The sequence below is a fragment of the Microbacterium sp. JZ37 genome, from assembly GCF_035188445.1.
In the GTDB taxonomy this organism is placed as follows: Bacteria; Actinomycetota; Actinomycetes; order Actinomycetales; family Microbacteriaceae; genus Microbacterium; species Microbacterium barkeri.
In genome coordinates this window covers 1,516,157-1,538,344 of record NZ_CP045253.1, presented here as the reverse complement: position 1 = coordinate 1,538,344, position 22,188 = coordinate 1,516,157, and the positions used below count along the sequence as shown (strand labels likewise).

19 protein-coding genes are annotated in these 22,188 nt (G+C 71.4%); 7 read left to right on the top strand and 12 right to left on the bottom strand.

Features of this window, described 5'->3' with window-relative positions; genetic code table 11:
* Nucleotides 1–18: 18 nt before the first annotated feature.
* The 4 genes from GC092_RS06855 to dut form a co-directional block, all read right to left on the bottom strand.
* A complete protein-coding gene (locus tag GC092_RS06855; RefSeq protein ID WP_271172075.1) occupies nucleotides 19–2,901 on the bottom strand; it encodes an aconitate hydratase in 2,883 nt (960 codons plus the stop codon).
* Between the two features lie 183 nt (nucleotides 2,902–3,084).
* Entirely contained in the window at nucleotides 3,085–3,810 is a 726-nt protein-coding gene (locus tag GC092_RS06850) for a DUF3159 domain-containing protein (protein ID WP_324014588.1), read from the bottom strand.
* Nucleotides 3,807–4,430 (bottom strand): DUF3710 domain-containing protein, encoded by a 624-nt coding sequence (locus tag GC092_RS06845; RefSeq protein ID WP_271172077.1) that lies wholly within the window; start codon nucleotides 4,428–4,430, stop codon nucleotides 3,807–3,809. Before GC092_RS06845 ends, GC092_RS06850 begins: the two co-directional genes overlap by 4 nt.
* A complete protein-coding gene (gene dut, locus GC092_RS06840; protein ID WP_282977938.1) occupies nucleotides 4,427–4,876 on the bottom strand; it encodes a dUTP diphosphatase in 450 nt (149 codons plus the stop codon). Before dut ends, GC092_RS06845 begins: the two co-directional genes overlap by 4 nt.
* A 12-nt stretch (nucleotides 4,877–4,888) precedes the next feature.
* Between dut and GC092_RS06835 the strand changes: the two genes are divergently transcribed.
* The gene (locus GC092_RS06835) at nucleotides 4,889–5,398 is read left to right on the top strand and encodes a DUF3093 family protein (protein WP_271172079.1); all 510 of its coding nucleotides are present in this window, start codon (nucleotides 4,889–4,891) and stop codon (nucleotides 5,396–5,398) included.
* On the opposite strand, the gene GC092_RS06830 is transcribed toward GC092_RS06835, so the two are convergent.
* Nucleotides 5,373–5,666, bottom strand: coding sequence for a DUF4193 domain-containing protein (locus GC092_RS06830; RefSeq protein WP_271172080.1), 294 nt, complete (start codon nucleotides 5,664–5,666; stop codon nucleotides 5,373–5,375). The genes GC092_RS06835 and GC092_RS06830 overlap by 26 nt on opposite strands.
* Nucleotides 5,667–5,897: 231 nt before the next feature.
* Here GC092_RS06830 and sepH point away from each other — a divergent pair, with 231 nt between their 5' ends.
* Nucleotides 5,898–6,935, top strand: a complete 1,038-nt coding sequence (gene sepH, locus GC092_RS06825; RefSeq protein ID WP_324014585.1) for a septation protein SepH — start codon at nucleotides 5,898–5,900, stop codon at nucleotides 6,933–6,935.
* 3 nt (nucleotides 6,936–6,938) lie between these two features.
* On the opposite strand, the gene GC092_RS06820 is transcribed toward sepH, so the two are convergent.
* The gene (locus GC092_RS06820) at nucleotides 6,939–8,063 is read right to left on the bottom strand and encodes an alkaline phosphatase family protein (RefSeq protein WP_324014583.1); all 1,125 of its coding nucleotides are present in this window, start codon (nucleotides 8,061–8,063) and stop codon (nucleotides 6,939–6,941) included.
* A gap of 99 nt (nucleotides 8,064–8,162) precedes the next feature.
* Here GC092_RS06820 and GC092_RS06815 point away from each other — a divergent pair, with 99 nt between their 5' ends.
* Nucleotides 8,163–10,610, top strand: a complete 2,448-nt coding sequence (locus GC092_RS06815; protein ID WP_324014581.1) for a DNA gyrase/topoisomerase IV subunit A — start codon at nucleotides 8,163–8,165, stop codon at nucleotides 10,608–10,610.
* A gap of 26 nt (nucleotides 10,611–10,636) precedes the next feature.
* Here GC092_RS06815 and GC092_RS06810 read toward each other — a convergent pair whose 3' ends face one another.
* Nucleotides 10,637–12,718, bottom strand: a complete 2,082-nt coding sequence (locus tag GC092_RS06810; RefSeq protein WP_282977945.1) for a DNA gyrase/topoisomerase IV subunit B — start codon at nucleotides 12,716–12,718, stop codon at nucleotides 10,637–10,639.
* 214 nt (nucleotides 12,719–12,932) lie between these two features.
* Between GC092_RS06810 and GC092_RS06805 the strand changes: the two genes are divergently transcribed.
* Nucleotides 12,933–13,148, top strand: coding sequence for a DUF7455 domain-containing protein (locus GC092_RS06805; RefSeq protein WP_271172085.1), 216 nt, complete (start codon nucleotides 12,933–12,935; stop codon nucleotides 13,146–13,148).
* Between the two features lie 60 nt (nucleotides 13,149–13,208).
* Here the strand turns inward: GC092_RS06805 and GC092_RS06800 are convergent, their stop codons facing one another.
* Entirely contained in the window at nucleotides 13,209–14,243 is a 1,035-nt protein-coding gene (locus GC092_RS06800; RefSeq protein WP_324014579.1) for an alanine racemase, read from the bottom strand.
* Entirely contained in the window at nucleotides 14,240–14,923 is a 684-nt protein-coding gene (locus GC092_RS06795) for an alanine racemase (protein ID WP_324014578.1), read from the bottom strand. The genes GC092_RS06800 and GC092_RS06795 overlap by 4 nt, the downstream gene beginning before the upstream one ends.
* 49 nt (nucleotides 14,924–14,972) lie before the next feature.
* Between GC092_RS06795 and GC092_RS06790 the strand changes: the two genes are divergently transcribed.
* The gene (locus GC092_RS06790; protein WP_324014577.1) at nucleotides 14,973–15,995 is read left to right on the top strand and encodes a sugar-transfer associated ATP-grasp domain-containing protein; all 1,023 of its coding nucleotides are present in this window, start codon (nucleotides 14,973–14,975) and stop codon (nucleotides 15,993–15,995) included.
* A gap of 55 nt (nucleotides 15,996–16,050) precedes the next feature.
* Here GC092_RS06790 and GC092_RS06785 read toward each other — a convergent pair whose 3' ends face one another.
* The 3 genes from GC092_RS06785 to GC092_RS06775 form a co-directional block, all read right to left on the bottom strand.
* The gene (locus GC092_RS06785) at nucleotides 16,051–16,764 is read right to left on the bottom strand and encodes a coenzyme F420-0:L-glutamate ligase (RefSeq protein ID WP_271172089.1); all 714 of its coding nucleotides are present in this window, start codon (nucleotides 16,762–16,764) and stop codon (nucleotides 16,051–16,053) included.
* Complete coding sequence (locus GC092_RS06780; protein ID WP_282977951.1) at nucleotides 16,764–18,071, bottom strand: RNA polymerase sigma factor; 1,308 nt, start codon at nucleotides 18,069–18,071, stop codon at nucleotides 16,764–16,766. Before GC092_RS06780 ends, GC092_RS06785 begins: the two co-directional genes overlap by 1 nt.
* Before the next feature lie 210 nt (nucleotides 18,072–18,281).
* The gene (locus tag GC092_RS06775; protein WP_324014576.1) at nucleotides 18,282–19,217 is read right to left on the bottom strand and encodes a proteasome assembly chaperone family protein; all 936 of its coding nucleotides are present in this window, start codon (nucleotides 19,215–19,217) and stop codon (nucleotides 18,282–18,284) included.
* A 75-nt stretch (nucleotides 19,218–19,292) separates the two neighbouring features.
* Between GC092_RS06775 and GC092_RS06770 the strand changes: the two genes are divergently transcribed.
* Both GC092_RS06770 and lpdA read left to right on the top strand, forming a co-directional pair.
* Nucleotides 19,293–20,786, top strand: coding sequence for a leucyl aminopeptidase (locus GC092_RS06770; RefSeq protein WP_324014574.1), 1,494 nt, complete (start codon nucleotides 19,293–19,295; stop codon nucleotides 20,784–20,786).
* Entirely contained in the window at nucleotides 20,783–22,156 is a 1,374-nt protein-coding gene (lpdA, locus tag GC092_RS06765; RefSeq protein ID WP_324014572.1) for a dihydrolipoyl dehydrogenase, read from the top strand. The genes GC092_RS06770 and lpdA overlap by 4 nt, the downstream gene beginning before the upstream one ends.
* Nucleotides 22,157–22,188: the final 32 nt, after the last annotated feature.

The window sequence follows — 22,188 nt, the reverse complement described above, 5'->3', positions numbered from 1 at the left end:
TGCGCGCGACGCGATGCGTCAGACGAGGCTGCGCAGCACGTACTGCAGGATGCCGCCGTTGCGGTAGTAGTCGGCCTCACCGGGGGTGTCGATGCGGACGACCGCGTCGAACTCCACGGTCTCCTTGCCGGGAGCGGAGTGCTCGCTCGGCGCGGCGGTGACCTTCACGGTCTTCGGCGTGACGCCCTCGTTGAGCTGCTCGAGGCCCTCGATCGAGACGATCTCGGTGCCGTCGAGGCCGAGCGACTCCCAGCTCTCGCCGGCGGGGAACTGCAGCGGGACGACACCCATGCCGATGAGGTTCGAGCGGTGGATGCGCTCGAAGCTCTCCGTGATCACGGCCTTCACGCCGAGCAGGCGCGTGCCCTTGGCCGCCCAGTCGCGCGACGACCCGGAGCCGTACTCCTTGCCGCCGAAGATGACCAGCGGCGTGCCCTGGGCCTGGTAGTTCTGGCTCGCGTCGTAGATGAACGACTGCGGACCCTCGGGCTGCGTGAAGTCGCGCGTGTAGCCGCCCTCGATCTGCTGGCCGTCGTTGACCGCCTTCACGAGCGCGTTCTTCAGGCGGATGTTCGCGAACGTGCCGCGGATCATCACCTCGTGGTTGCCACGGCGCGAGCCGTACGAGTTGAAGTCGCGCTGCGCGACGCCGTGCTCGGTCAGGTACTGCGCGGCCGGCGTGCCGGCCTTGATGTTGCCCGCGGGGCTGATGTGGTCGGTCGTCACGGAGTCGCCGAGCGTCGCGAGCACGCGAGCGCCGGTGATGTCCTCGACCGGCGTGAGCTCCATCGTCATGCCGTCGAAGTACGGGGCCTTGCGCACGTACGTCGAGCTCTCGTCCCACTCGAAGACCGGGCCGGTCGGAGTGGGCAGGTTCTTCCAGCGCTCGTCGCCGTCGAACACCGTGGCGTACTGCTTGATGAACTGCTCGCGGGAGATCGACGAGTCGATGATCTCCTGCACCTCGTCGGGCGAGGGCCACACGTCCTTGAGGAAGACGTCGTCGCCGTTCTCGTCCTTGCCGAGCGGGTCGGTCTCGAAGTCGAAGTTCATCGAGCCGGCCAGAGCGTAGGCCACCACGAGCGGCGGGCTCGCGAGGTAGTTCATCTTCACGTCGGGGCTGATGCGGCCCTCGAAGTTGCGGTTGCCCGAGAGGACGGCCGTGACGGCCAGGTCGTTCTCGTTGATCGCCGCGGAGACCTCCTCGATGAGCGGTCCCGAGTTGCCGATGCAGATCGTGCAGCCGTAGCCGACGGTGTAGAAGCCGAGGCCCTCGAGGTCCTTGTCGAGGCCCGACTTCTCGTAGTAGTCCGTCACGACCTTCGAGCCGGGGCCCAGCGTCGTCTTCACCCACGGCTTGCGGGTGAGGCCCTTCTCGCGCGCCTTGCGGGCGAGGAGGCCTGCGGCGATCATGACCGACGGGTTCGAGGTGTTGGTGCACGACGTGATGGCGGCCAGGGTGACCGCGCCGTTGTCGAGGAGGTACGACTCGCCCTCGGGCGTGGTCACCTTCACCGGCTGCGACGCCGCGTGCCGCTCGCCGCTCGCGAGCAGGCCGGCCGCCGCGTGCTCGGCGTGCGCCGCGTGCTGCTCCTCGTGCTGGTGCGACACGCCGTTGGCGGGCACGTGCTCGTGCTCCACGCCGGGGGTGCTGCCGGGGTCGGACGCCGGGAAGGTGCCCTCGACCTCGACCGTGTCCTCGGGGAGCGAGGCGTAGTTGAGGATGTCCTTCTGGAACTGCGGCTTGGCCTCCGACAGCAGGATGCGGTCCTGCGGGCGCTTCGGACCCGCGATCGAGGGCACGACGGTGCCGAGGTCGAGCTCCATGTACTCGCTGAAGACGAGCTCGCGCGACGGGTCGTGCCAGAGGTGCTGCTCCTTGGCGTACGCCTCGACCAGGGCGACCGTCTGCTCGTCGCGCCCGGTGAGGCGCAGGTAGTCGAGCGTGACGTCGTCGATCGGGAACATGGCCGCCGTCGAGCCAAACTCGGGGCTCATGTTGCCGATGGTGGCGCGGTTGGCCAGCGGCACCGAGGCGACGCCCTCGCCGTAGAACTCGACGAACTTGCCGACCACGCCGTGCTTGCGCAGCATGTCGGTGATCGTGAGCACGACGTCGGTCGCGGTCACGCCGGCGGGGATGTCGCCCGTGAGCTTGAAGCCCACGACGCGCGGGATGAGCATCGACACCGGCTGGCCGAGCATGGCGGCCTCGGCCTCGATGCCGCCGACGCCCCAGCCCAGCACGCCGAGGCCGTTGACCATGGTGGTGTGCGAGTCGGTGCCGACGCAGGTGTCGGGGTACGCGCGCAGCACGCCGTCGACGGTGCGGTCGTAGACGACCTTCGCCAGGTGCTCGATGTTCACCTGGTGGACGATGCCGGTACCGGGGGGAACGACCTTGAAGTCCTGGAACGCGGTCTGGCCCCAGCGGAGGAACTGGTAGCGCTCGCCGTTGCGCTCGTACTCGATCTCGACGTTGCGCTCGAGGGCGTTCTCGGTGCCGAAGAGGTCGGCGATGACCGAGTGGTCGATGACCATCTCGGCGGGCGAGAGCGGGTTGATCCTGTCGGGGTCGCCGCCGAGGGCGGTGACGGCCTCGCGCATGGTCGCGAGGTCGACGATGCAGGGCACGCCCGTGAAGTCCTGCATCACGACGCGCGCGGGCGTGAACTGGATCTCCGTGTTCGGCTCGGCATTCGGGTCCCACGAGCCCAGGGCGCTGATCTGCTCCTTGGTGATGTTCGCGCCGTCCTCGGTGCGAAGCAGGTTCTCGAGGAGGACCTTGAGGCTGAAGGGGAGCTTCTCGAAGCCGGCGACCGCGTCGAGGCGGAAGATCTCGTAGTCGGTGCTGCCGACCGTCAGGGTGCTCTTCGCACCGAAGCTGTTCACCGTGGACACGGGCTGTCTCCTCCTGGTCGACCGCGCACTTACGCCCCCATCATGCTCGCCGCTGAGCGCGTCGGCTAGGAAGGCGGACCTTACCGGCCGCGGCCGGGCGACAGGTTCCCCGAAGTGCGCAATTTATCTCGATGTCAAGATAAATCTACCACGCGCCCGCGGTCGGTCCCCGTCGCGCCGCGCTCAGCCGTCGCGTCGGCCGTACAGCGCGCGCACGGCGAGCCAGGTGACGGCGACCATGGGCGCGAACAGCGGCAGCCCCATGATGATCTTGAGGGTGCCGAGGGCCGTGACGTCGCCCGCGAAGTAGAGCGGCAGCTGCACGGCGAGCCGCGCGAAGAAGAGCGCGGCCCATGCGATGCCCAGCCAGAAGAACACCCGCCGCTTGCGCCGGTCGGCGCGCCACGCCGTCCCCTCGCCCATCAGGAAGCCGGCCGCGAGGCCGATGAGCGACCAGCCGACGAGCGCCGAGACGAGCAGCGCCGTGCCGTAGAGGCCGTTCGTCAGGAACCCCGGGACGAAGTTGTCCTCGCCGCGCCCCGTCCACAGCGCGAGCGCCGCCGCGGCGGCGGCCGCGACGAGGCCTCCGAGCGCGGCGGAAGGGGGCGACTTCTGGACGAGACGCACGACCGTGAACACCGCCGCGACGCCGACCGAGACCCCGAGCGCGAGAGCGAGGGCGTCGGGCCGCAGCGTGAAGAGGACGACGAAGGCGAGGCTCGGCAGCACCGACTCGAGCACGCCGCGCCAGCCGCCCATCGCCTTCCAGACGACGTGGCCGGTGCTCCGCTCCTCAGCGGGGTCCAGCCCCATGCGGCGCGCGGCGTCGCCGAGTGCCGCTCCGAGTGCGTCGGACGCGCGCGGCGGCTCGAGGGGCGTCTCGTCCCCCCGGTCGTCCTGTCCGGTCACGCCGCGCCCGGCGTCTGCGGCATCTTGAGCGGGATGAGGTCGCGCGGCGGCATGGGAGCGCCGCCGCGCACGACGACGATCGAGCGGAAGAGGTCCTCGATCCGCTCCGCAGCCTCGGGGTCGCTCGTCGCGCGCCCGCCCACGACGCCACGCAGGAACCAGCGCGGGCCGTCCACTCCGATGAAGCGGGCGAGGCGCTTCTCCGCGCTGCCGCCGCCCGCGACGACCGGCACCTCGGCGAGGAGCTCGGGGCCGAGGGGTCCCTCGCGCTCCTCGACTCGCCCGCCCTGCTGACGCACCTGGTCGCGGATCTGGTCTCGCGTCTCATCCCACAGTCCGCTGGACCGCGGCGCCGCGAACGGCTGGACCTGGAGCGTGGACTCGGCGTAGTCGAGCCCGACCGCGACGATGCGCTTGGACTGCTCCTCGACCTCGAGCCGGAGGTTGAGGCCCTCGCGCGGCAGGATCTTGATGCCGCCGAGATCGATGTACGGGCGGACCGGGTTGGCCTCGCTCTCGTCGAACGGCCCCTCCTCGGCGCGGTTGCGGGTCGTCGCGGGCGCGGCCTCGCCCTCGGGGACGGCGATCTCGTCGTTCTGCGGCGCGCTCTCGTCGCTCATGCCACTCCTCGTGTCTCGTAGCCGGTCGAGCCGAATCCGCCGACCCCGCGCACGGAGTCGGGCAGCTCGTCGACCGGGATGAATCGGGCGCGCGGGACGGGCATCAGGATGAGCTGAGCGATGCGGTCCCCCGCGGTGATCTGGTACGCCTCTCGGGCGTCGGTGTTCAGGAGGGCGACCTTGATCTCGCCCCGGTAGCCCGCATCGATCGTGCCCGGCGCGTTCACGATCGTGATGCCGTGCTTGGCCGCGAGCCCGCTGCGCGGGACGACGAACGCGGCGTAGCCCTCGGGCAGCGCGATGCGCACGCCGGTGCCGACGAGCGCACGCTCTCCCGGCTCGAGGAGCACCGACTCGCTCGCGACGAGGTCCGCCCCGGCGTCGCCGGGGTGCGCGTACGCGGGAGCCTCTGATGCGACAATGGGGACGTCAACGATATCGGTCACGCAACGAGGGTAATGCAGAACACAGTGTCGTCCCCGAACAGCGCGTCGGCCGCGGGCGCCGCCGCCGTCTACCGCGAGCGGCTCTCCCCGTCGCTCTGGCTGCTCGCGTCGGCCGCGATCGCCGCGCCCATGGTGTCGCTCGTCTTCGTGCGCCTCGATCCGTCGATCGCCCTCGCGCTGGGGGCGATCGTGGCCGTCGGCGTCATCGCCCTGCTCATCGCATCGTCGCCCGTCGTGGAGGTGCGCGACGGCATGCTGCGCGCAGGGCGGGCGCGCATCGAGGTGGAGCTCCTCGGCGAGCCGGCGGCGCTCACGGGCGACGAGGCGAAGGCGGCGCGGGGAGCCGGGCTCGACCCGCGCGGGTGGTATCTCGTGCGAGGCGGGATCGACCCGGTCGTCGTGGTCCCGGTCATCGACCCGGACGATCCCGTCTCGTCGTGGACGATCTCCACGCGCACCCCCGACCGCCTCGCGGCGGCCGTGGTGCGCGCGCAGATCACGCAGCGCAGTCGCGGCAGATAGGCCCGTCGGCGCCGTCGTGGTCGAGCTGCGAGCGGTGCTTCACGAGGAAGCAGCTCATGCAGGTGAACTCATCCTCCTGCGGCGGGAGCACGACGACATCGAGCTCGACATTGGACAGGTCGGCGCCCGGCAGGTCGAAGCTCGACGGGTTGTCCGCGTCCTCCGAGTCGATGGATCCCGCGTTGTCGGGGCGGCGCGCCTTGAGCGCCTCGATCGACTCGTTGTTGTCGTCTTCGCTCTTGCGTGGGGCGTCGTAGTCGGTTGCCATCGGAGGGCGTCACTTCTTTCGTCATCGGGTGTTGCACATCCCCGCCATCGGGCGGGGCGGCGATAGTTTGCACGACGCCCGCGGCTTTCGCAAATGCTCAGCGCGTCGCCGTCGGGCGTCCGTCCGTGCTCGCGATGAAACTCGCGGCGCGCCCGCGGTATTCCCGCCTGCGAGCCACCGCGCGTGAAACCATGTCGGGACACCGATTGTCATCGTGTGAGGAGCAAGAGCATGGATCAGCTCACGATCGTGGGGACCGAGGACGGCAAGCTCGTCCTGGCGAACGAGTCGGGGCAGCGCTTCACGCTCCCCGTGGACGACCTGCTGCGTTCCGAGCTGCGCCGGATCGACCGCGCGGCGCATCGCGAGGAGTCCCACGCGCCGACCGCGAGCCCTCGCGACATCCAGCAGCACATCCGCGCGGGACTCACGGCCGAGCAGGTCGCGGATCTCCTCGGCGCGCGCGTCGAGGACGTCCGCCGCTTCGAGGGCCCCGTGCTCGCCGAGCGCGAGCACATCGTGGGCCGTGCCCTCGCCGTTCCCGTGCTCATGGGGGTCGACCTCGCCGGCGACCAGAATCCGACCTTCGGCGAGGCCATCCGCTCGAAGCTCGCGGACCTCGACGCCTCGGGCGAGCGCTGGACGAGCTGGAAGGACGAGACCGGCTGGATCGTCAAGCTCGAGTTCTCGGCCGCGGAGGTCGACCACGACGCCCGGTGGAGCTTCGACCCGCGGCGCAGCGCCCTCGCTCCCCTCAACGGCGACGCCACGCAGTTGTCGCGTCAGGGCCCGCTGCCGGAGGGGCTCATCCCCCGCCTGCGCGCGCTCGAGGTCGTCGAGACGGCCGACGAGGATCGCTTCGACTCCGGCGCCTTCGGGCCTCGCAGGCTCCCCGAGCAGGACGCGGCGACCGACGGCATGACCCGGTCGATCCCGTCGGTGCGCGAGGCCGCGACGAAGCGCGCGCCCAGCGCGGAGGGACCGAGCTCCGAGACCGCCGACCTCCTGGAGGCGCTGCGCCGCCGCCGGGGCCAGCGCGAGAGCGCTCCCGTCCTCGAGATGGAGGAGACGCCGCCGGCCGAGGCCGATGGCGAGGATCACGGGCCCGCTCCGGTCGCGCTCTTCGATGCGCTCGAGCCGGGCTACCGCTCGGAGTCGGAGCCGGAGCAGCCCGCACCGCAGCCCGAGCCGGAGACCCCGCGTCGTCGAGGGCGCGCGTCCATGCCCTCGTGGGACGAGATCGTCTTCGGAGCCCGTGCGGACGACTGAGCCTCAGCGCGCGTAGGAGCCGAGGCGGATCAGCGGCACGGTCATCTCCTCGGGGGTCGTCGACCCGTGCTGACCCACCATGTCCTGCGGACGCTTGTCGTCCAGGCGGTCGTCGTAGAACGCCCACGTCCCGCGCGCCGCGACGAGCACGTCGCCGATGCGCGCCTCGACATCAGGATGGACGTCGCCGAAGAGACCGGAGGCGATCGCCTCCGCACGCGTGGCGATGTCGGCGGTCCCCTCGTCTGCGCGGCGCCAGACGTCCGCGACCTCGTCGGCCCGCGCGTCGTCCTCGAGGTAGAGATGCAGCAGGCGCGGCTCGCCGCCGACGAGCGCCACCCCGTCGAGTCGCGGGTCTCCGTCGCGGAGGAGGATGTGCCGGTGCCGGGGCACGTCGATCATCCCGTGGTCGGCGGTCACGACGACGCCGACGCCCGCGGGGACGGGCGCGGCGAACGCGGCGTCGACGTCCTCCAGGGCGGCGACCCACGCGTCCGAGGCGACGCCGTGCCGGTGGCCGGCCTTGTCGACCTCGGGCAGGTAGCAGTAGACGACCGAGCCGGGGTGAGCGCTCGCGAGCCCGTACGCGGTCGCGAGGCGCGCCCGGACGCCGTCCTCCGCGATGTAGCGCGCGCCGCGCAGGACGGCCGCGGTGAAGCCGCTGCCCGCGAACTCGGCGAGCCCGACCGCGAACGCCGCGCGGCCGTCGGCGTGCGCGCGCTCGAAGACGGTCGTCGCGCGCTGCCACGTGACGGGGTCGAGGCCGTCGCGCTCGTAGCCGTTCAGCTGGTTGGCGAGCACTCCCTGCGCGGGGTCGAGGACGCGGTAGCCGACGAGTCCGTGCTCTCCCGGCCAGGCGCCGGTGAGCGTGCTCGTGAGCGCCGCGGCCGTCGTCGACGGGAACACGCTGCGCGCGACATCCTTCTTGGCCATGGCGCCCGCGAGACGTCGCGCGTGCCCGGCATGGGCTCGCAGCTGGATCGATCCGAGGCCGTCGACGACGACGATGACCGCGGAGGTCGCGGCGGGCAGCCACTCCCCTCCTCCGTCGAGCGATCGCAGGGACTCCTGCGCGACCTCGGTGAGGCTCCGGGCGTTCAGGGGGCCCGCCGGTACGATGAGGGACATCCGGGCCAGTCTCCCACAGCGGAGCTGCGCGCCGTCGCCCTCCGCCCGCGGGCGCGCGCCGCACGGCCCGGGATCCGTCCCACCCGAGGAGAGGGCTGAATGGCGCGCAAGCAGGCATCCGACGCCACGCCGGTCGAGGAGCGCATCGAGGACATCGACCTCGAGTCGGAGATGCAGGGGTCGTACCTCGAGTACGCCTACTCCGTCATCTACTCGCGCGCCCTGCCGGATGCGCGCGACGGCCTCAAGCCCGTGCAGCGCCGCATCCTCTACCAGATGGCCGAGATGGGGCTGCGCCCCGACCGCGGCCATGTGAAGAGCGCGCGCGTCGTCGGCGAGGTGATGGGAAAGCTCCACCCGCACGGCGACACCGCCATCTACGACGCCCTCGTGCGCCTCGCGCAGGACTTCGCGCTGCGCGTGCCGCTCGTCGACGGGCACGGCAACTTCGGCTCGCTCGACGACGGCCCCGCGGCGGCCCGGTACACCGAGGCGCGCCTCGCGGCCGCCGCCATGGCGATGACCGAGAACCTCGACGAGGATGTCGTCGACTTCATCCCCAACTACGACGGGCAGTTCCAGCAGCCCGACGTCCTGCCGGCCGCCTACCCGAACCTCCTCGTGAACGGCACGACGGGGATCGCCGTCGGCATGGCGACGAACATGGCGCCGCACAACCTCACCGAGGTCGTCGCGGCCGCCAACTTCCTCCTCGAGAACCCCGACGCGACCCTCGACCAGCTCATGGAGTTCGTCCCGGGGCCGGACTTCCCCTCGGGCGGCATCGTCGTCGGCCTCGACGGGATCCGAGACGCGTACGAGACGGGCCGCGGCGCGATCAAGGTGCGGGGGAAGGTGTCGATCGAGCAGATCGGCCCGCGCCGCACGGGCATCGTCGTCACGGAGCTGCCCTACATGGTCGGGCCCGAGCGCGTGATCGAGAAGCTCAAGGACGCCGTCCAGTCCAAGAAGCTCCAGGGCATCAGCGATGTCACCGACCTCACCGACCGCAACAACGGCCTGCGCATCGTCATCGGGGTGAAGACGGGCTTCGACCCGCAGGCCGTGCTCGAGCGGCTCTACCGCCTCACGCCGCTCGAGGACTCCTTCAACTTCAACAACGTCGCCCTCGTCGGCGGGCGGCCGCACACGCTCGGCCTCGTCGAGCTCCTGCGGGTCTACGTCGAGCACCGCCTGCAGGTGGTCACGCGCCGCAGCCGCTTCCGCCTCGCGCGGCGTCAGGAGCGCCTGCACCTCGTGCGCGGCCTGCTCGTGGCCATCCTCGACATCGACGAGGTCATCCAGGTCATCCGCACGTCCGACGACTCCGAGCAGGCCCGCACGCGCCTGTGCCAGGTGTTCGATCTCGACGACGTGCAGGCCGAGTACATCCTCGAGCTGCGCCTGCGCCGCCTCACGAAGTTCTCGCGCATCGAGCTCGAGAAGGAGCGCGACGAGCTGCTCGCCGAGATCGCGCACCTCGAGGAGCTCCTCGGCTCCGATGCGCTGCTGCGCAGGCAGGTGGCGGCGGAGCTGGACGCGGTCGTCGACAAGTACGGCACGCCGCGGCGCACGCTCCTCATGAACGCGAAGCCCGCCGCGGCGCGCACGCGGCAGACCTCGGATGTCGACCTCCAGATCGCGGATGGCCCCACGCTCGTGGCGCTGTCGACGACGGGGCGGGCGGTGCGCGTCGAGGTCCCGGAGGGCCAGCAGCTCGCGGCGCCGTCTCGGCGGAGCAAGCACGATGCGATCCTCTCGACGGTCCAGACGACCGTCCGCGGCGAGGCCGGCGCGCTCACGAACCGCGGGCGCATCGTGCGGTTCCACCCCGTCGACCTGCCGTCGGTGCCGCCGAACGCGGTGCAGCTGGGCGTGGGCGTCAAGCTGCACGACTACATCGGGCTCGCCGACCGGAGCGAGCGGATCCTCGCGCTCGTGAAGCTCGACGACGACGCTCCGGTCGCCATCGGCACCGCGCAGGGCGTCGTGAAGCGGATCGTCCCGTCCGCGCTGCCGGCGAAGCCCGAGCTCGAGGTCATCGCGCTCAAGCCCGGCGACGAGGTCGTGGGCGCGGCCTCGGCACCCGACGACGCCGAGCTCGTCTTCATCACGACCGACGCGCAGCTGCTGCGCTTCGCCGCCTCCTCCGTGCGCCCCCAGGGGGCCGCGGCAGGCGGAATGGCCGGGATCAAGCTCAGTGCGAAGGGCGCCGTGCTCTTCTTCGGCGCGGCGACCGGCGACGACACGGTCGTCGTCACGGTGTCGGGCGCCGAGGGGATGCTCGCGGGCGCCGACACGGGGCGGGCGAAGATCTCGGACTTCTCGGAGTTCCCCGGCAAGGGCCGCGCGACGGGCGGCGTCCGGGCGCACGCCTTCCTCCGGGGCGAGGACCGGCTGACGCTCGCGTGGGTCGGCCCCGACCCCGCCCTCGCGGTGGACGCGAACGGGTCGGTGCGGAAGCTCCCGCAGACCCTCTCGAAGCGCGACGCGTCGGGGCAGCCGCTCGATTCCGTCGTCGCCTCGATCGGCCGGACGCTCGTCTAGGACGGGCGCTCGGCCGAGCGCGCGTCCTAGACGTCGATCGACTCGCGGTCCAGGCGGTCGGCGGAGTCGATGATGAACTCGCGGCGCGGGGCGACCTCGTTGCCCATGAGCATCTCGAACACGCGGCCCGCGGCCTCGGCGTCCTCCATGCGCACGCGGCGCAGGAGGCGGCCGTCGCGCTGCATCGTCGTCTCCGCGAGCTGGTCCGCGTCCATCTCGCCGAGTCCCTTGTAGCGCTGGATGGGCTCCTGCCAGCGCTTGCCCTGCTTCTGCAGCCGCGCGAGGAGGCGCGTGAGCTCGGCGTCGCTGTAGGTGTAGATCGTCTCGTTGGGCTTGGAGCCGGGGTTCATGACGATCACGCGGTGCAGCGGAGGAACGGCCGCGTACACCCTGCCGTGCTCGATGAGGGGCCGGAGGTACCGGTAGAAGAGGGTCAGCAGCAGGGTGCGGATGTGCGCGCCGTCGACGTCGGCGTCGCTCATCATGATGACCTTGCCGTAGCGCGCGGCGTCGATGTCGAACGTCCGCCCGGAGCCCGCGCCCACGACCTGGATGATCGATGCGCACTCGGCGTTCGAGAGCATGTCGCCGATCGAGGCCTTCTGCGTGTTGAGGATCTTCCCGCGGATGGGCAGAAGGGCCTGGAACTCGCTGTCGCGAGCGCGGCGGGCCGTGCCGAGCGCCGAATCGCCCTCGACGATGAACAGCTCGGAGTTCGACACGTCGCTCGAGCGGCAGTCGATGAGCTTGGCCGGGAGCGACGAGCTCTCGAGCGCGTTCTTGCGGCGCTGCGTCTCCTTGTGGGCGCGCGCCGACACGCGCGCCTTCATCTCGGCGACGACCTTGTCGAGGAGCATCGACGTCTGGTTCTTGTCGTCGCGGCGCGTCGAGGTGAAGCGCTCCTTGAGGCCCTCGCGGACGACCTTCGCGACGATCGCGCGGACGGCGGGCGTCCCGAGCACCTCCTTCGTCTGGCCCTCGAACTGCGGCTCCGGCACCGACACCGTGAGGACCGCCGTGAGACCGGCCAGCACGTCGTCCTTCTCGATGCGGTCGTTCTGGCCGACCTTGAGGCGCCGTGCGTTCTTCTCGACCTCCGCGCGCAGCTGCTTGAGCAGCTCCTGCTCGAAGCCCTGCTGGTGCGTGCCGCCCTTGGGCGTGGAGATGATGTTGACGAACGAGCGGATGATCGTGTCGTACCCCGTGCCCCAGCGCAGCGCGATGTCGACGCTGCACTCGCGCTGGACATCCGTGGATCGCATCGATCCGTCGGGCTGCAGCATCGGCACCGTCTCGGTGTACGTCCCGGAGCCCTGGAAGCGCCAGTCGTCGGTCACGGGCGCGTCGGTCGCGAGGAAGTGCACGAACTCGGAGATGCCGCCGTCGAAGCGGTACGACGTCTCCGTCGGCTCGTCTCCGCGCTCGTCGCGGATCACGATCTCGAGCCCCGGCACGAGGAACGCCGTCTGCCGCGCGCGCGTGACGAGCTCGTCGACCTGGAACGCCGCGTCCTTCGTGAAGATCTGCCGGTCGGCCCAGTACCGCACACGCGTGCCGGTGACGCCCTTGGCGACCTTGCCGACGACGCGCAGCTCGCTGCGCTCCTCGAAGGGCGTGAACGGCGCCTCGGGCGTCGGCTCGCCGGTGTCCGCGAAGCGCCCGGGCTCGCCGCGGTGGAACGACATCGCCCAGGTCCTGCCGTCGCGGTCGACCTCGACGTCGAGGCGCTCGGACAGGGCGTTCACGACCGACGCGCCGACGCCGTGGAGTCCGCCGGAGGCGGCGTACGAGCCGCCGCCGAACTTCCCGCCCGCGTGGAGCTTCGTGTAGACGACCTCGACGCCGGACAGGCCCGTGCGGGGCTCGACGTCGACCGGCACGCCGCGGCCGCGGTCCTGGACCTCGACGCTGCCGTCGCCGTGCAGGATGACGTCGATGCGCGTGCCGTTGCCGGCGACCGCCTCGTCCACGGCGTTGTCGATGATCTCCCACAGGCAGTGCATGAGGCCGGGCGATCCGTTCGACCCGATGTACATGCCGGGGCGCTTGCGGACGGCCTCGAGGCCTTCCAGCACCTGGAGATGATGAGCGGAGTACTCGGAGGTCACGATCTTCGATCATACTTTCGACGTGCCCGGAAGAGCCTGCGACACTCCCCCGATGCGCGCTCCCACGAGGACATCCGGCGCGCTCGCGTCCAGCCCGTACGCGCAGAGCGAAACATGCGGCCATGCGGGCATGATTCCGAGGTCCCCGTGGTTTCATACAGTGAATCGGAAGAGTCGAGACCGAGATCGACAGGTTCGAACAGGGAGGCAGACCATGACCGCGACATCCACACCCGAAGCCCCTGTCTCGTACCGTCTCACCGCGGCCGACCGCTGCGACAGCTGCGGGGCGCAGGCGTACATCGCCGCCGAGGTCAACGGCAGCCAGCTGCTCTACTGCGCCCACCACGGTCGCAAGTACGAGGAGAAGCTGCGCGCCGTGGCGACCTCGTGGCTCGACGAGACGGCCCGTCTCGCCGAGACGGACTGACACCAGGCTTCCGAGGCGCCCGTCCCCGCGAGGGGGCGGGCGCTTCGCCGTTCCCGCTCCTCAGACGTACACGCGCGGGATGAGGGGCGACACGCGCAGGAGGGGCTCCTCGCCGACCGTGCCGATCGCCTCGGCGATGGTCGTCGACGTGCTCTCGCCGCGATCGCCCGCGCCGAACAGCACGACCTCGTCGCCGACGGCCGCGCCGTCCCATCCGTCGATCGTCGACGTCGTCTCGCGCACCGCGCGCAGCCGACGCGCGCCCGCGGGCGTGCCCACCGACATCCGCCCGGCGAGCGTCGAGAACAGGCCGTCGAGCGAGCCGACGCCCGCCTCGACCGTGTCGCCGTGCACGGCGGTCACCTCGCTCACGAGGGAGGCGGATGGCGCGGTGCCGGGGATCTCCGGCCCCTCGGCCGAGCGGATGCCGTAGCAGAAGGCGCCGACCCGGACGAGGTCGCACCGGAACTCCACGCGATGCCACGCGGCCGCGCTGGCCGCGAGGTGGCGCACCTCGGGCCGCAGGCCGGCCGCTCGCGCCGCCGCGACCGCCTCGTCGAAGAGAGCGCGCGCGGCGTCGTCCTCCTCGTCGCTCGCCTCGGCGATGTGGCTCCAGATCCCGGCGACCCGCACCGCGTTCTCCGCCTCGAGCGCGGCCGCGCGGGCCGCGAACGCCGGCCACGCCTCGACGCGCACGCCGTTGCGGTGGAGACCCGTGTCGATCTTGAGGTGGACGACCGCGGTCTCGCCGCGTGCGGCGGCCACGCGGCCGACGCGCTCGAGATAGCCCGCGTCGCCCACGCCGAGCTCGACGCCCGCCTCGAGAGCCTCCGCGATCTCGCCCTCGTCGACGGTCAGCCACGAGAACACCCGCGCGCGGTCGCCGGTCACGGCCTTGGCGCGCACGCCGGTCGCGATGTCGAATGCGCCGAGCCAGCGCACGCCCTCCGCGGCGGCCGCGTCCGCGATGGCCTCCACACCGTGGGCGTAGGCGTCGTCCTTGACGACGACCATGAGGTCGGCCGGCGCGACGCGGGCCCTGACGGCGCGCACGTTCTCCCGGAACCGGCCCAGATCGATCCGCAGGGCGCTCACGCGACGACCTCCCTCTCCACGCCGAGGCCGACCCGCGCCACCAGCTCGGCCGCGGTCAGACCCGTCACCGTCGTCCACTCCGCGATCTCGTCGCGCACGGCGCCCGATCCGAAGAAGACCACCTCGTCGCCCGGCTCCGCGCCATCCGCCCCGCCGACGTCCACGACGCACACGTCCATCGCGACGCGCCCGACGATCGCGCAGCGGCGTCCGCGGATGTCGACGTGCGCGCGGCTGCCGAGCGCGCGCACGACGCCCTGCGCGTACCCGCCGGGGACGAGCGCGACCTGCGTGTCGGCGGGCGCGCGGTGGACGAAGCCGTACGACACGCCCTCGCCCGCGAGGAGCGGCTTCGTCGACAGGACGCGCGATGCGAGCGACAGGACCGGCTGTCCGCCGGAGCCGGGAAGGCCCAGGACGCGGGCCATGGGCAGCGTCGGCTCGTCGGCGGTCGCGACGAGGCCGAGATCCTCGACGATCGCGACATCCGGCGCGTCCGCGCGCACCGCGCGGACACCCGCCGCGTGCAGGGCGCGCGCCACGGTCACGAGGCCGTGGCCCCACGCATCGCGCCGGACGTCGCCGATCGCGTCGGGCGGCGTGTCACGCAGGTTCGCGGCCAGGGCCGCTGCCGACACGCGCGCGCGGGGCGCGGACGTCCGAAGGCGCTGCGAAGTCACCCGATCTAGACTAGCCAGGCCCATCGCAAGCGACCTGGAGGACGCCCGTATGCCCTCGACCGGCCTGAGCCTCGGCCCCAAGCTCCGCTACCTCGTGGAGCGCGCGCGCCGCATCGACGTCGGGTCGGTGATCGAACGCGCCAAGGAGGTGCACGAGCAGCACGGCAAGGCGGTCCCGCTCGTCGTCGCCGACATGCTGTGGTCCGCCGCACGGCGCGACGTCGCGTTCCAGGACTACGTCGACTACGACTTCGCGATCCTCACGCGCGAGGAGCGGGCGACGTTCATGACCCACCCGGTGTCGATGCAGCTCGCCGCGAAGTACGCGCACCCCGACCACCGCGTCCTCTTCGAGAACAAGATCGAGTTCAACCGGCGCTTCGACCGCTTCCTGCGGCGCGAGTGGCTCGTCGTCGAGGCGGGGAACGCGGACGCGGTCCGCGCGTTCGTCGAGAAGCACGGCACGATCGTCGCCAAGGTGCCCGTGAGCCACATGGGGCTCGGAGTGCACCGCTACCACGCCGAGGAGGTGCAGGACTGGGCCGCGTTCCACCGCGGTCTCCTCGAGCGCGACGAGATCCTCCTCGAGGAGGTCATCGTGCAGCATCCCGACCTCGCCGCCGTCTGCCCCGGAACGGTCAACACGACGCGCATCACGGCGTTCAACGACGGAAGCGACGTGCACATCCTCGCGATCGCGCAGAAGTTCGGCCGCGGAGCGGTGAGCGACCAGATGTCGTTCGGCGGCTTCTACACGATGCTCGACGACGCGGGTCACGCGATCGGCGCGGGGTACGACTCCCACGGCCACGTCCACGAGAAGCACCCCGACACGGGCTTCCCGATCGCGCAGTTCCAGCTGCCGTTCATGGAGGAGGTGCGCGCGTTCATCGACCAGGTCGCGCGCATCGTGCCGCAGGTGCAGTACGTGGGCTGGGACGTCGTCGTCTCCCCCGACGGCCCCGTGCTCGTCGAGGGCAACTGGGGCGCCGGCGTCTACGAGAACAAGCCGTCCGTGACGGGCATCCGCACGGGGCACAAGCCCCGCTACCGCGCGGCGATCGGCTTCTGACGGAACGCAGAACGGGCCGGACCCCGAGGGGTCCGGCCCGTTCTCGCGCGTCTGATCAGCGACCGGCCGGCGCGGTGACCTTCCGGATGATGCCGAGCGGGGTCGACTGGTGCCCCTGCCCGAGCGGGTTGTCGCCGAGGATGCGCACGAGGCGCTTCTCGCCGGCCTTGTCGAGCGTCGAGCCGAGGATGTTCCCGCCGATGTCGTTGATGTCGACCACGGCGACGTCGGCGTCCACCCCGAGCAGCGAGCGCACGTGCTCGGCGACCTCGCGCGGACGCTCGGGGCCGAGCACGACCGCCCGGTTGTAGGGCGGGATGGTGCCGGGGGTCGGCCCGTCGATCGCGCGCGCCTTGTCTCCCGCGATGCGGTAGAAGTCGCCGCGGCGGCCGAGGAGCTTCGTCACGGCCGACACGGCGGCCGCGAAGAGGATGCGCGGCGTGCCGACCTCGCGCAGCGCCATCTCCATCGTCTCGGGGATGCCCAGGCCGATGCCGTACGCGGTCTTCGTGACGTACTTCGAGAGGAAGGTCGCCAGCTTCCGCGGCCGGATCTCGTCCATCATGTACGAGCGGCCCTGCGTGATCGCGACGATCTTCTCCGTCACGAACAGGAGGTCTCCCGGCTCGACGGCGTCCTTCGCGTACTCCGCGATGATCGCGTCGATCTCGTCATCCGGCATGACCACCTTCGTGCGCAGGGGGATGCGCGCGTAGCGGACGCCGTCGACCTCGACCTCGAGGTGCTTGCCCTCGTTCGCCTCCGCCATCACTCGAGGTAGTCCCGGAGCGACTGCGAGCGGCTCGGGTGGCGCAGCTTCGCCATGGTCTTCGACTCGATCTGGCGGATGCGCTCGCGCGTCACGCCGAAGGTGTCGCCGATCTGGTCGAGCGTCTTGGGCTGCCCGTCGCCGAGACCGAAGCGCATGCGGATGACGCCCGCCTCGCGCTCGGAGAGCGAGTCGAGCAGGCTCTCGAGCTGACGCTGCAGCATCGTGAAGCCCACCGCGTCCGCGGGGACCACGGCCTCGGTGTCCTCGATGAGGTCGCCGAACTCGCTGTCGCCGTCCTCGCCGAGGGGCGTGTGCAGCGAGATGGGCTCGCGACCGTACTTCTGGACCTCGATGACCTTCTCGGGGGTCATGTCGAGCTCCTTGGAGAGCTCCTCGGGCGTGGGCTCGCGACCGAGGTCCTGCAGCATCTGCCGCTGGACGCGGGCGAGCTTGTTGATGACCTCGACCATGTGGACCGGGATGCGGATGGTGCGCGCCTGGTCGGCCATCGCGCGCGTGATCGCCTGGCGGATCCACCACGTCGCGTAGGTCGAGAACTTGAAGCCCTTGGTGTAGTCGAACTTCTCGACCGCGCGGATGAGACCGAGGTTGCCCTCCTGGATGAGGTCCAGGAACTGCATGCCGCGGCCCGTGTAGCGCTTCGCGAGCGAGACGACGAGGCGCAGGTTGGCGCCGAGCAGGTGGCTCTTCGCCCGCTGGCCGTCGCGCGCGACCCACTGGAGGTCGAGGCCGAGCTGGCTCGACTTCTCGGCGGCCGACATCTTGGAGAGCTTCTCCTCGGCGAACAGACCGGCCTCGATGCGCATCGCGAGGTCGACCTCCTCCGCCGCGTTGAGGAGGGGCACCTTGCCGATCTGCTTCAGGTAGTCCTTGACGGGGTCGGCCGTCGCGCCCGTGATCTGCGTCGAGTAGACGGGAACGTCCTCCTCGTCGCTCGAGCTGATGACGATCGCGCCGGTCGGAAGCGGCTCGACGGCCGGCTTCTTCTCGTCCTTCTCGTCGCCCTTGGCGTCGTCCTTCACCTCGTCGGCGTCGGTCTCCGCGTCGGCGTCGACGTCGATGTCCTCGACGTCGACGTCCTCCTCGATCTCGGCGTCCTCGTCGGACCCCTTCTTCGCTGTGCTCTTGGCCGCCTTCGTCTTCTTCGTCGACGCGGTCTTCGCTGCGGTCTTCTTGGTCGTCTTCTTCGCCGTGGAGCCCTGAGCCGTCTCCTCGACGACCTCTTCCGCGGCGGCTTCGTCCTTCTTCGCGGTACTCCGCGAAGCCTTCGTGGCAGTTGTCACGTTCTCGCCTTTCACCGACGGCGCTGCGCGCGTCGCCCCCGGGTGTCTTCGGGCACTAGTAAGACCCTTGTCAAGTCCCGCGCCTCGACAGCACGGACTCGACAACGGGTCGTGCACTCATTCTCTCATACCTGAGCCGCGTCCTCCGCCGCGGCTCGATCCGCTCCGATGAGGGAAACAGCCCGGCCCCCGCCCACATTCCCGGCGGGGTCAGTTCGGCTTGTCCTCGTCGCCGTTCGGACGGGAGGCGAGGTACCGCTCGAGCTCGGCGGCGAGCTCGTCGGCGCTCGGGATGTCGCTCTCGTGGATGAGGCCGGCCGAGCTCGGCGCTCCGCCGTCCGACAGATTGGCCATGTAGGCGTCGTATCGCTCCTCGAGCCCCGTCACCATCCGCGCGAGCTCGTCGTTGCCGTGGATCTGCTCCTCGACCTTCGCGAGGTACTCGAGGTTGTCGTCGCGGAGTCCGTCGAGATCGAACACGCGCCCCGTGGACGACGCGATCCGGTCGATCGCCGACAGCGTCGCCGCGGGGTAGTCGGTCTCGGCGAGGTAGTGCGGCACGAGGAGGACGAACCCGGCCACGAGCAGCCCGGCGGCCGACGCGCGGTACTCCAGGAGGTGCCCCGCGGTCGCCGGCACCTGCGTGCGGGGCTGCCAGATCGACTGCGCGGCGATCAGCTCGGTGCGGTTGCCGCTCACGGTGACGCCCAGCTCGCGGGTGTGCGGGACCGGCATCGCGATCGCGTGCACCCAGGTGAGCCCCGACACGTCGAATTCGCGCGCGAAGGCGATCACGGTCTCGGCGAACGCGTCCCACACGAAGTCGGGCTCGTACCCGGACAGGAGGAGGAAGGGCTGGCCGAGCGCGTCGTGGACGAGGGAGAGCTCGAGACGCGGCGGGCGGAACTCGGTGAGGTGGTCCTTGTCGAAGGTGACGATCGGGCGACGCGCCCGGTAGTCGAGGAGCACGTCGTTCGAGAACACCGCGATGACGTGCGGATCGAGGTCCTCCCGCATGTAGTCGATCGCGCCCGACACGGCGCCGCCGGCGTCGGTGAACCCGGTCAGGAGCACGACGAGCGGCAGGCCACCGGGAACCACGGGGGCGTCGGCGAGTCGTTCGAAGAGATCTCGATGAGCGGGCATTCCTCCATGCTACGAGTCGCACGGCCCGCGCGGGCGGTCGTCGGGGTCGGGCGAGCGCGAACCTAGGATGGAGGAATGCCTCACCCCGAGATCGAGCTGTCCGCAGCCACGTTCCCCGCAGAGGGCGCCGATGCCCTCGTGATCGCGATCCCCGATCTGACGGGCGACGGGCCGGGGCCGGCCGGGCTCGCCGACCTCCTCCCCGCGCTCGATGCCATCGGCTTCACGGGGGCCCGCAACGCGTTCGCGCGGGTCTACGCGCCGGGCTTCTCGGACACCCCGCTCGCGGTGGTCGGCCTCGGGCGGCGGCCCGACGCGGACGCCGTCCGCGACGCCGTGGGGACGGCCATCCGCTCGTTCACGGGCTTCGACACGATCGCCGTCTCCGTCGCCGCCGAGGTGGAGGACGGATGGCGCGCGGCCGCCGAGGGCGCGGCGCTCGGTGGATACGCGTTCGCGGGATACAAGTCCGACTCGCAGGACAAGAAGGACAAGCGCCGTCGGGCGTCGCGCGTCGTCGTGCACGCGCCGGAAGGCGCGGACGACGCGGCCCTCGCCGTGGTGCGTGCGGGTGCCGAGGCCGTCGCCCTCGTGAAGGACCTCGTGTCGACGCCCGCCGAGTGGCAGAGCCCTGCGCAGCTGGCCGACACGGCCGTCGAGACGACGCAGGGTCTGCCGATCGACGTCACCGTGTGGGACGAGAGCGGTCTCGCGGAGGCCGGCTTCGGCGGCATCCTCGGCGTCGGGAAGGGATCCGACCGGCCGCCGCGCCTCGTCCGCCTCGACTACGCCCCGGCGGGCGCGGAGCGCCACATCGCGCTCGTCGGCAAGGGCATCACCTTCGACACGGGCGGGCTCTCGCTCAAGCCCGCGGCGTCGATGGTCGGCATGCAGGAGGACATGACGGGCGCCGCCGAGGTGCTCGCGGTCGTCCGCGCCGCCGCCCAGCTCGAGCTTCCCGTGCGGGTGACGGCGTGGATGTGCATCGCGGACAACATGCCGTCCGGTCGCGCGACGCGCCCCGGCGACGTGCTCGTGATGGCCGACGGCACGACCGTCGAGGTGACCAACACCGACGCGGAGGGGCGGCTCGTGCTCGCCGACGGCCTCATCGCCGCGAGCAGGGAGAACCCCGATGTCATCGTCGACGTCGCGACCCTCACCGGGGCGATGATCGTTGCGCTCGGCACGCGCCACACGGGCGTGATGGGGCACGGCGACGCGGTCGACGCGTTCCTCCGCTCCGCCGATCGGACCGGCGAGCTCGCGTGGGCGCTCCCCCTGCCCGAGCACATCGCCGAGGAGCTCGACTCGCGTGTGGCCGACATGCGCAACGCGAACGTCGGGAACCGCGCGGGCGGCGCGCTCTTCGCGGGGCTGTTCCTGCAGCGCTTCGTGGGCCGGACCGGCGAGGGAGACGACGCCCCGCGCATCCCGTGGGTGCACCTCGACATCGCGGGCTCGTCGATGAGCACCGGCAGCGCCTTCGGCTTCACGGACAAGGGTCCGACCGGCGCCACCGTCCGCGCGCTCATCGACTTCGTCGCGGCGGGCGGTGAGGTGCGATGACCGAGCAGGTCTTCGACGTCGTCGTCCTCGGCGGCGGCAGCGGCGGCTACGCCGCCGCGCTGCGCGCCGCCGAGCTCGGCAAGCGCGTGGCGATCGTGGAGAAGGACAAGGTCGGCGGCACGTGCCTGCATCGGGGGTGCATCCCCACGAAGGCGCTGCTGCACGCGGCGGAGGTCGCCGACACCGTGCGCGGCGCGGCCGAGTTCGGCGTGACCGCCGAGCTCTCGGGCATCGACGCCGCGCAGGTGGCGGCCTACCGCGACGGCATCGTGGCGAAGAAGCACAAGGGCCTCGAGGGCCTCATCAAGGCGCGCGGCATCACGGTCGTCGCCGGCGAGGGGCGTCTCGAGGCGGGCCCGGCCGTCCGCGTCGGCGACGATCTCCTGCGTGCGCAGGACGTCGTCCTCGCGACGGGCTCGTACAGCCGGACGCTGCCCGGGCTCGAGCTCGGGGGCCGGATCATGGCGAGCGAGGGCGCCCTCGCCCTGGATGAGATCCCGTCGAGCGCGATCATCCTCGGCGGCGGGGTGATCGGCGTCGAGTTCGCGAGCGTCTGGCGGTCTTTCGGCGCCGAAGTGACGATCGTGGAGGCCCTCGAGCATCTCGCGCCCAACGAGGACATCGCGCTCAGCAAGGGTCTCGAGCGCGCCTACCGCCGTCGCGGCATCCGCACCTCGCTCGGCGTCCGCTTCGCGTCGGCGTCGCAGACCGCCGACGCCGTCACCGTGACGCTCGAGAACGGCGAGACGCACACGGCCGATGTGCTGCTCGTGGCCGTCGGTCGCGGCCCCGCGACCGACGGCCTCGGTCTCGACGAGGCCGGCGTCCGGCGGGATCGCGGCTTCGTCGTCGTCGACGACGAGCTGCGCACGAGCGCACGCGGCGTGTGGGCCGTGGGCGACATCGTGCCGGGCCTGCAGCTCGCGCACCGCAGCTTCCAGCAGGGCATCGCCGTCGCCGAGCGCATCGCGGGTCTCGCGAGCGCCCCGGTTCCCGATGCCCAGCTCCCCCGCGTGACCTACTCCCACCCCGAGCTCGCCTCGGTCGGCGCGACCGAGGCGCAGGCGATCGCGCAGCACGGCGTCGACGGGATCGAGACCGCCGAGTTCAATCTCGCGGGCAACGCGAAGAGCGAGATCATCGGGACCGGCGGACTCGTGAAGGTCGTGCGCCGCAAGGACGGCCCCGTCCTCGGCGTGCACCTCATCGGCGACCGCGTCGGCGAGCTCATCACGGAGGGCCAGCTGGCCGTCGCGTGGGAAGCCCACCCCGACGACCTGGCGCCCCTCATCCATGCGCATCCGACGCAGAGCGAAGCGCTCGGCGAGGCCTTCCTGGCGCTCGCGGGCAAGCCGCTCCACGCGCTGTGACGCCGCCCCCGGACCCCAACAACACTAAGCTA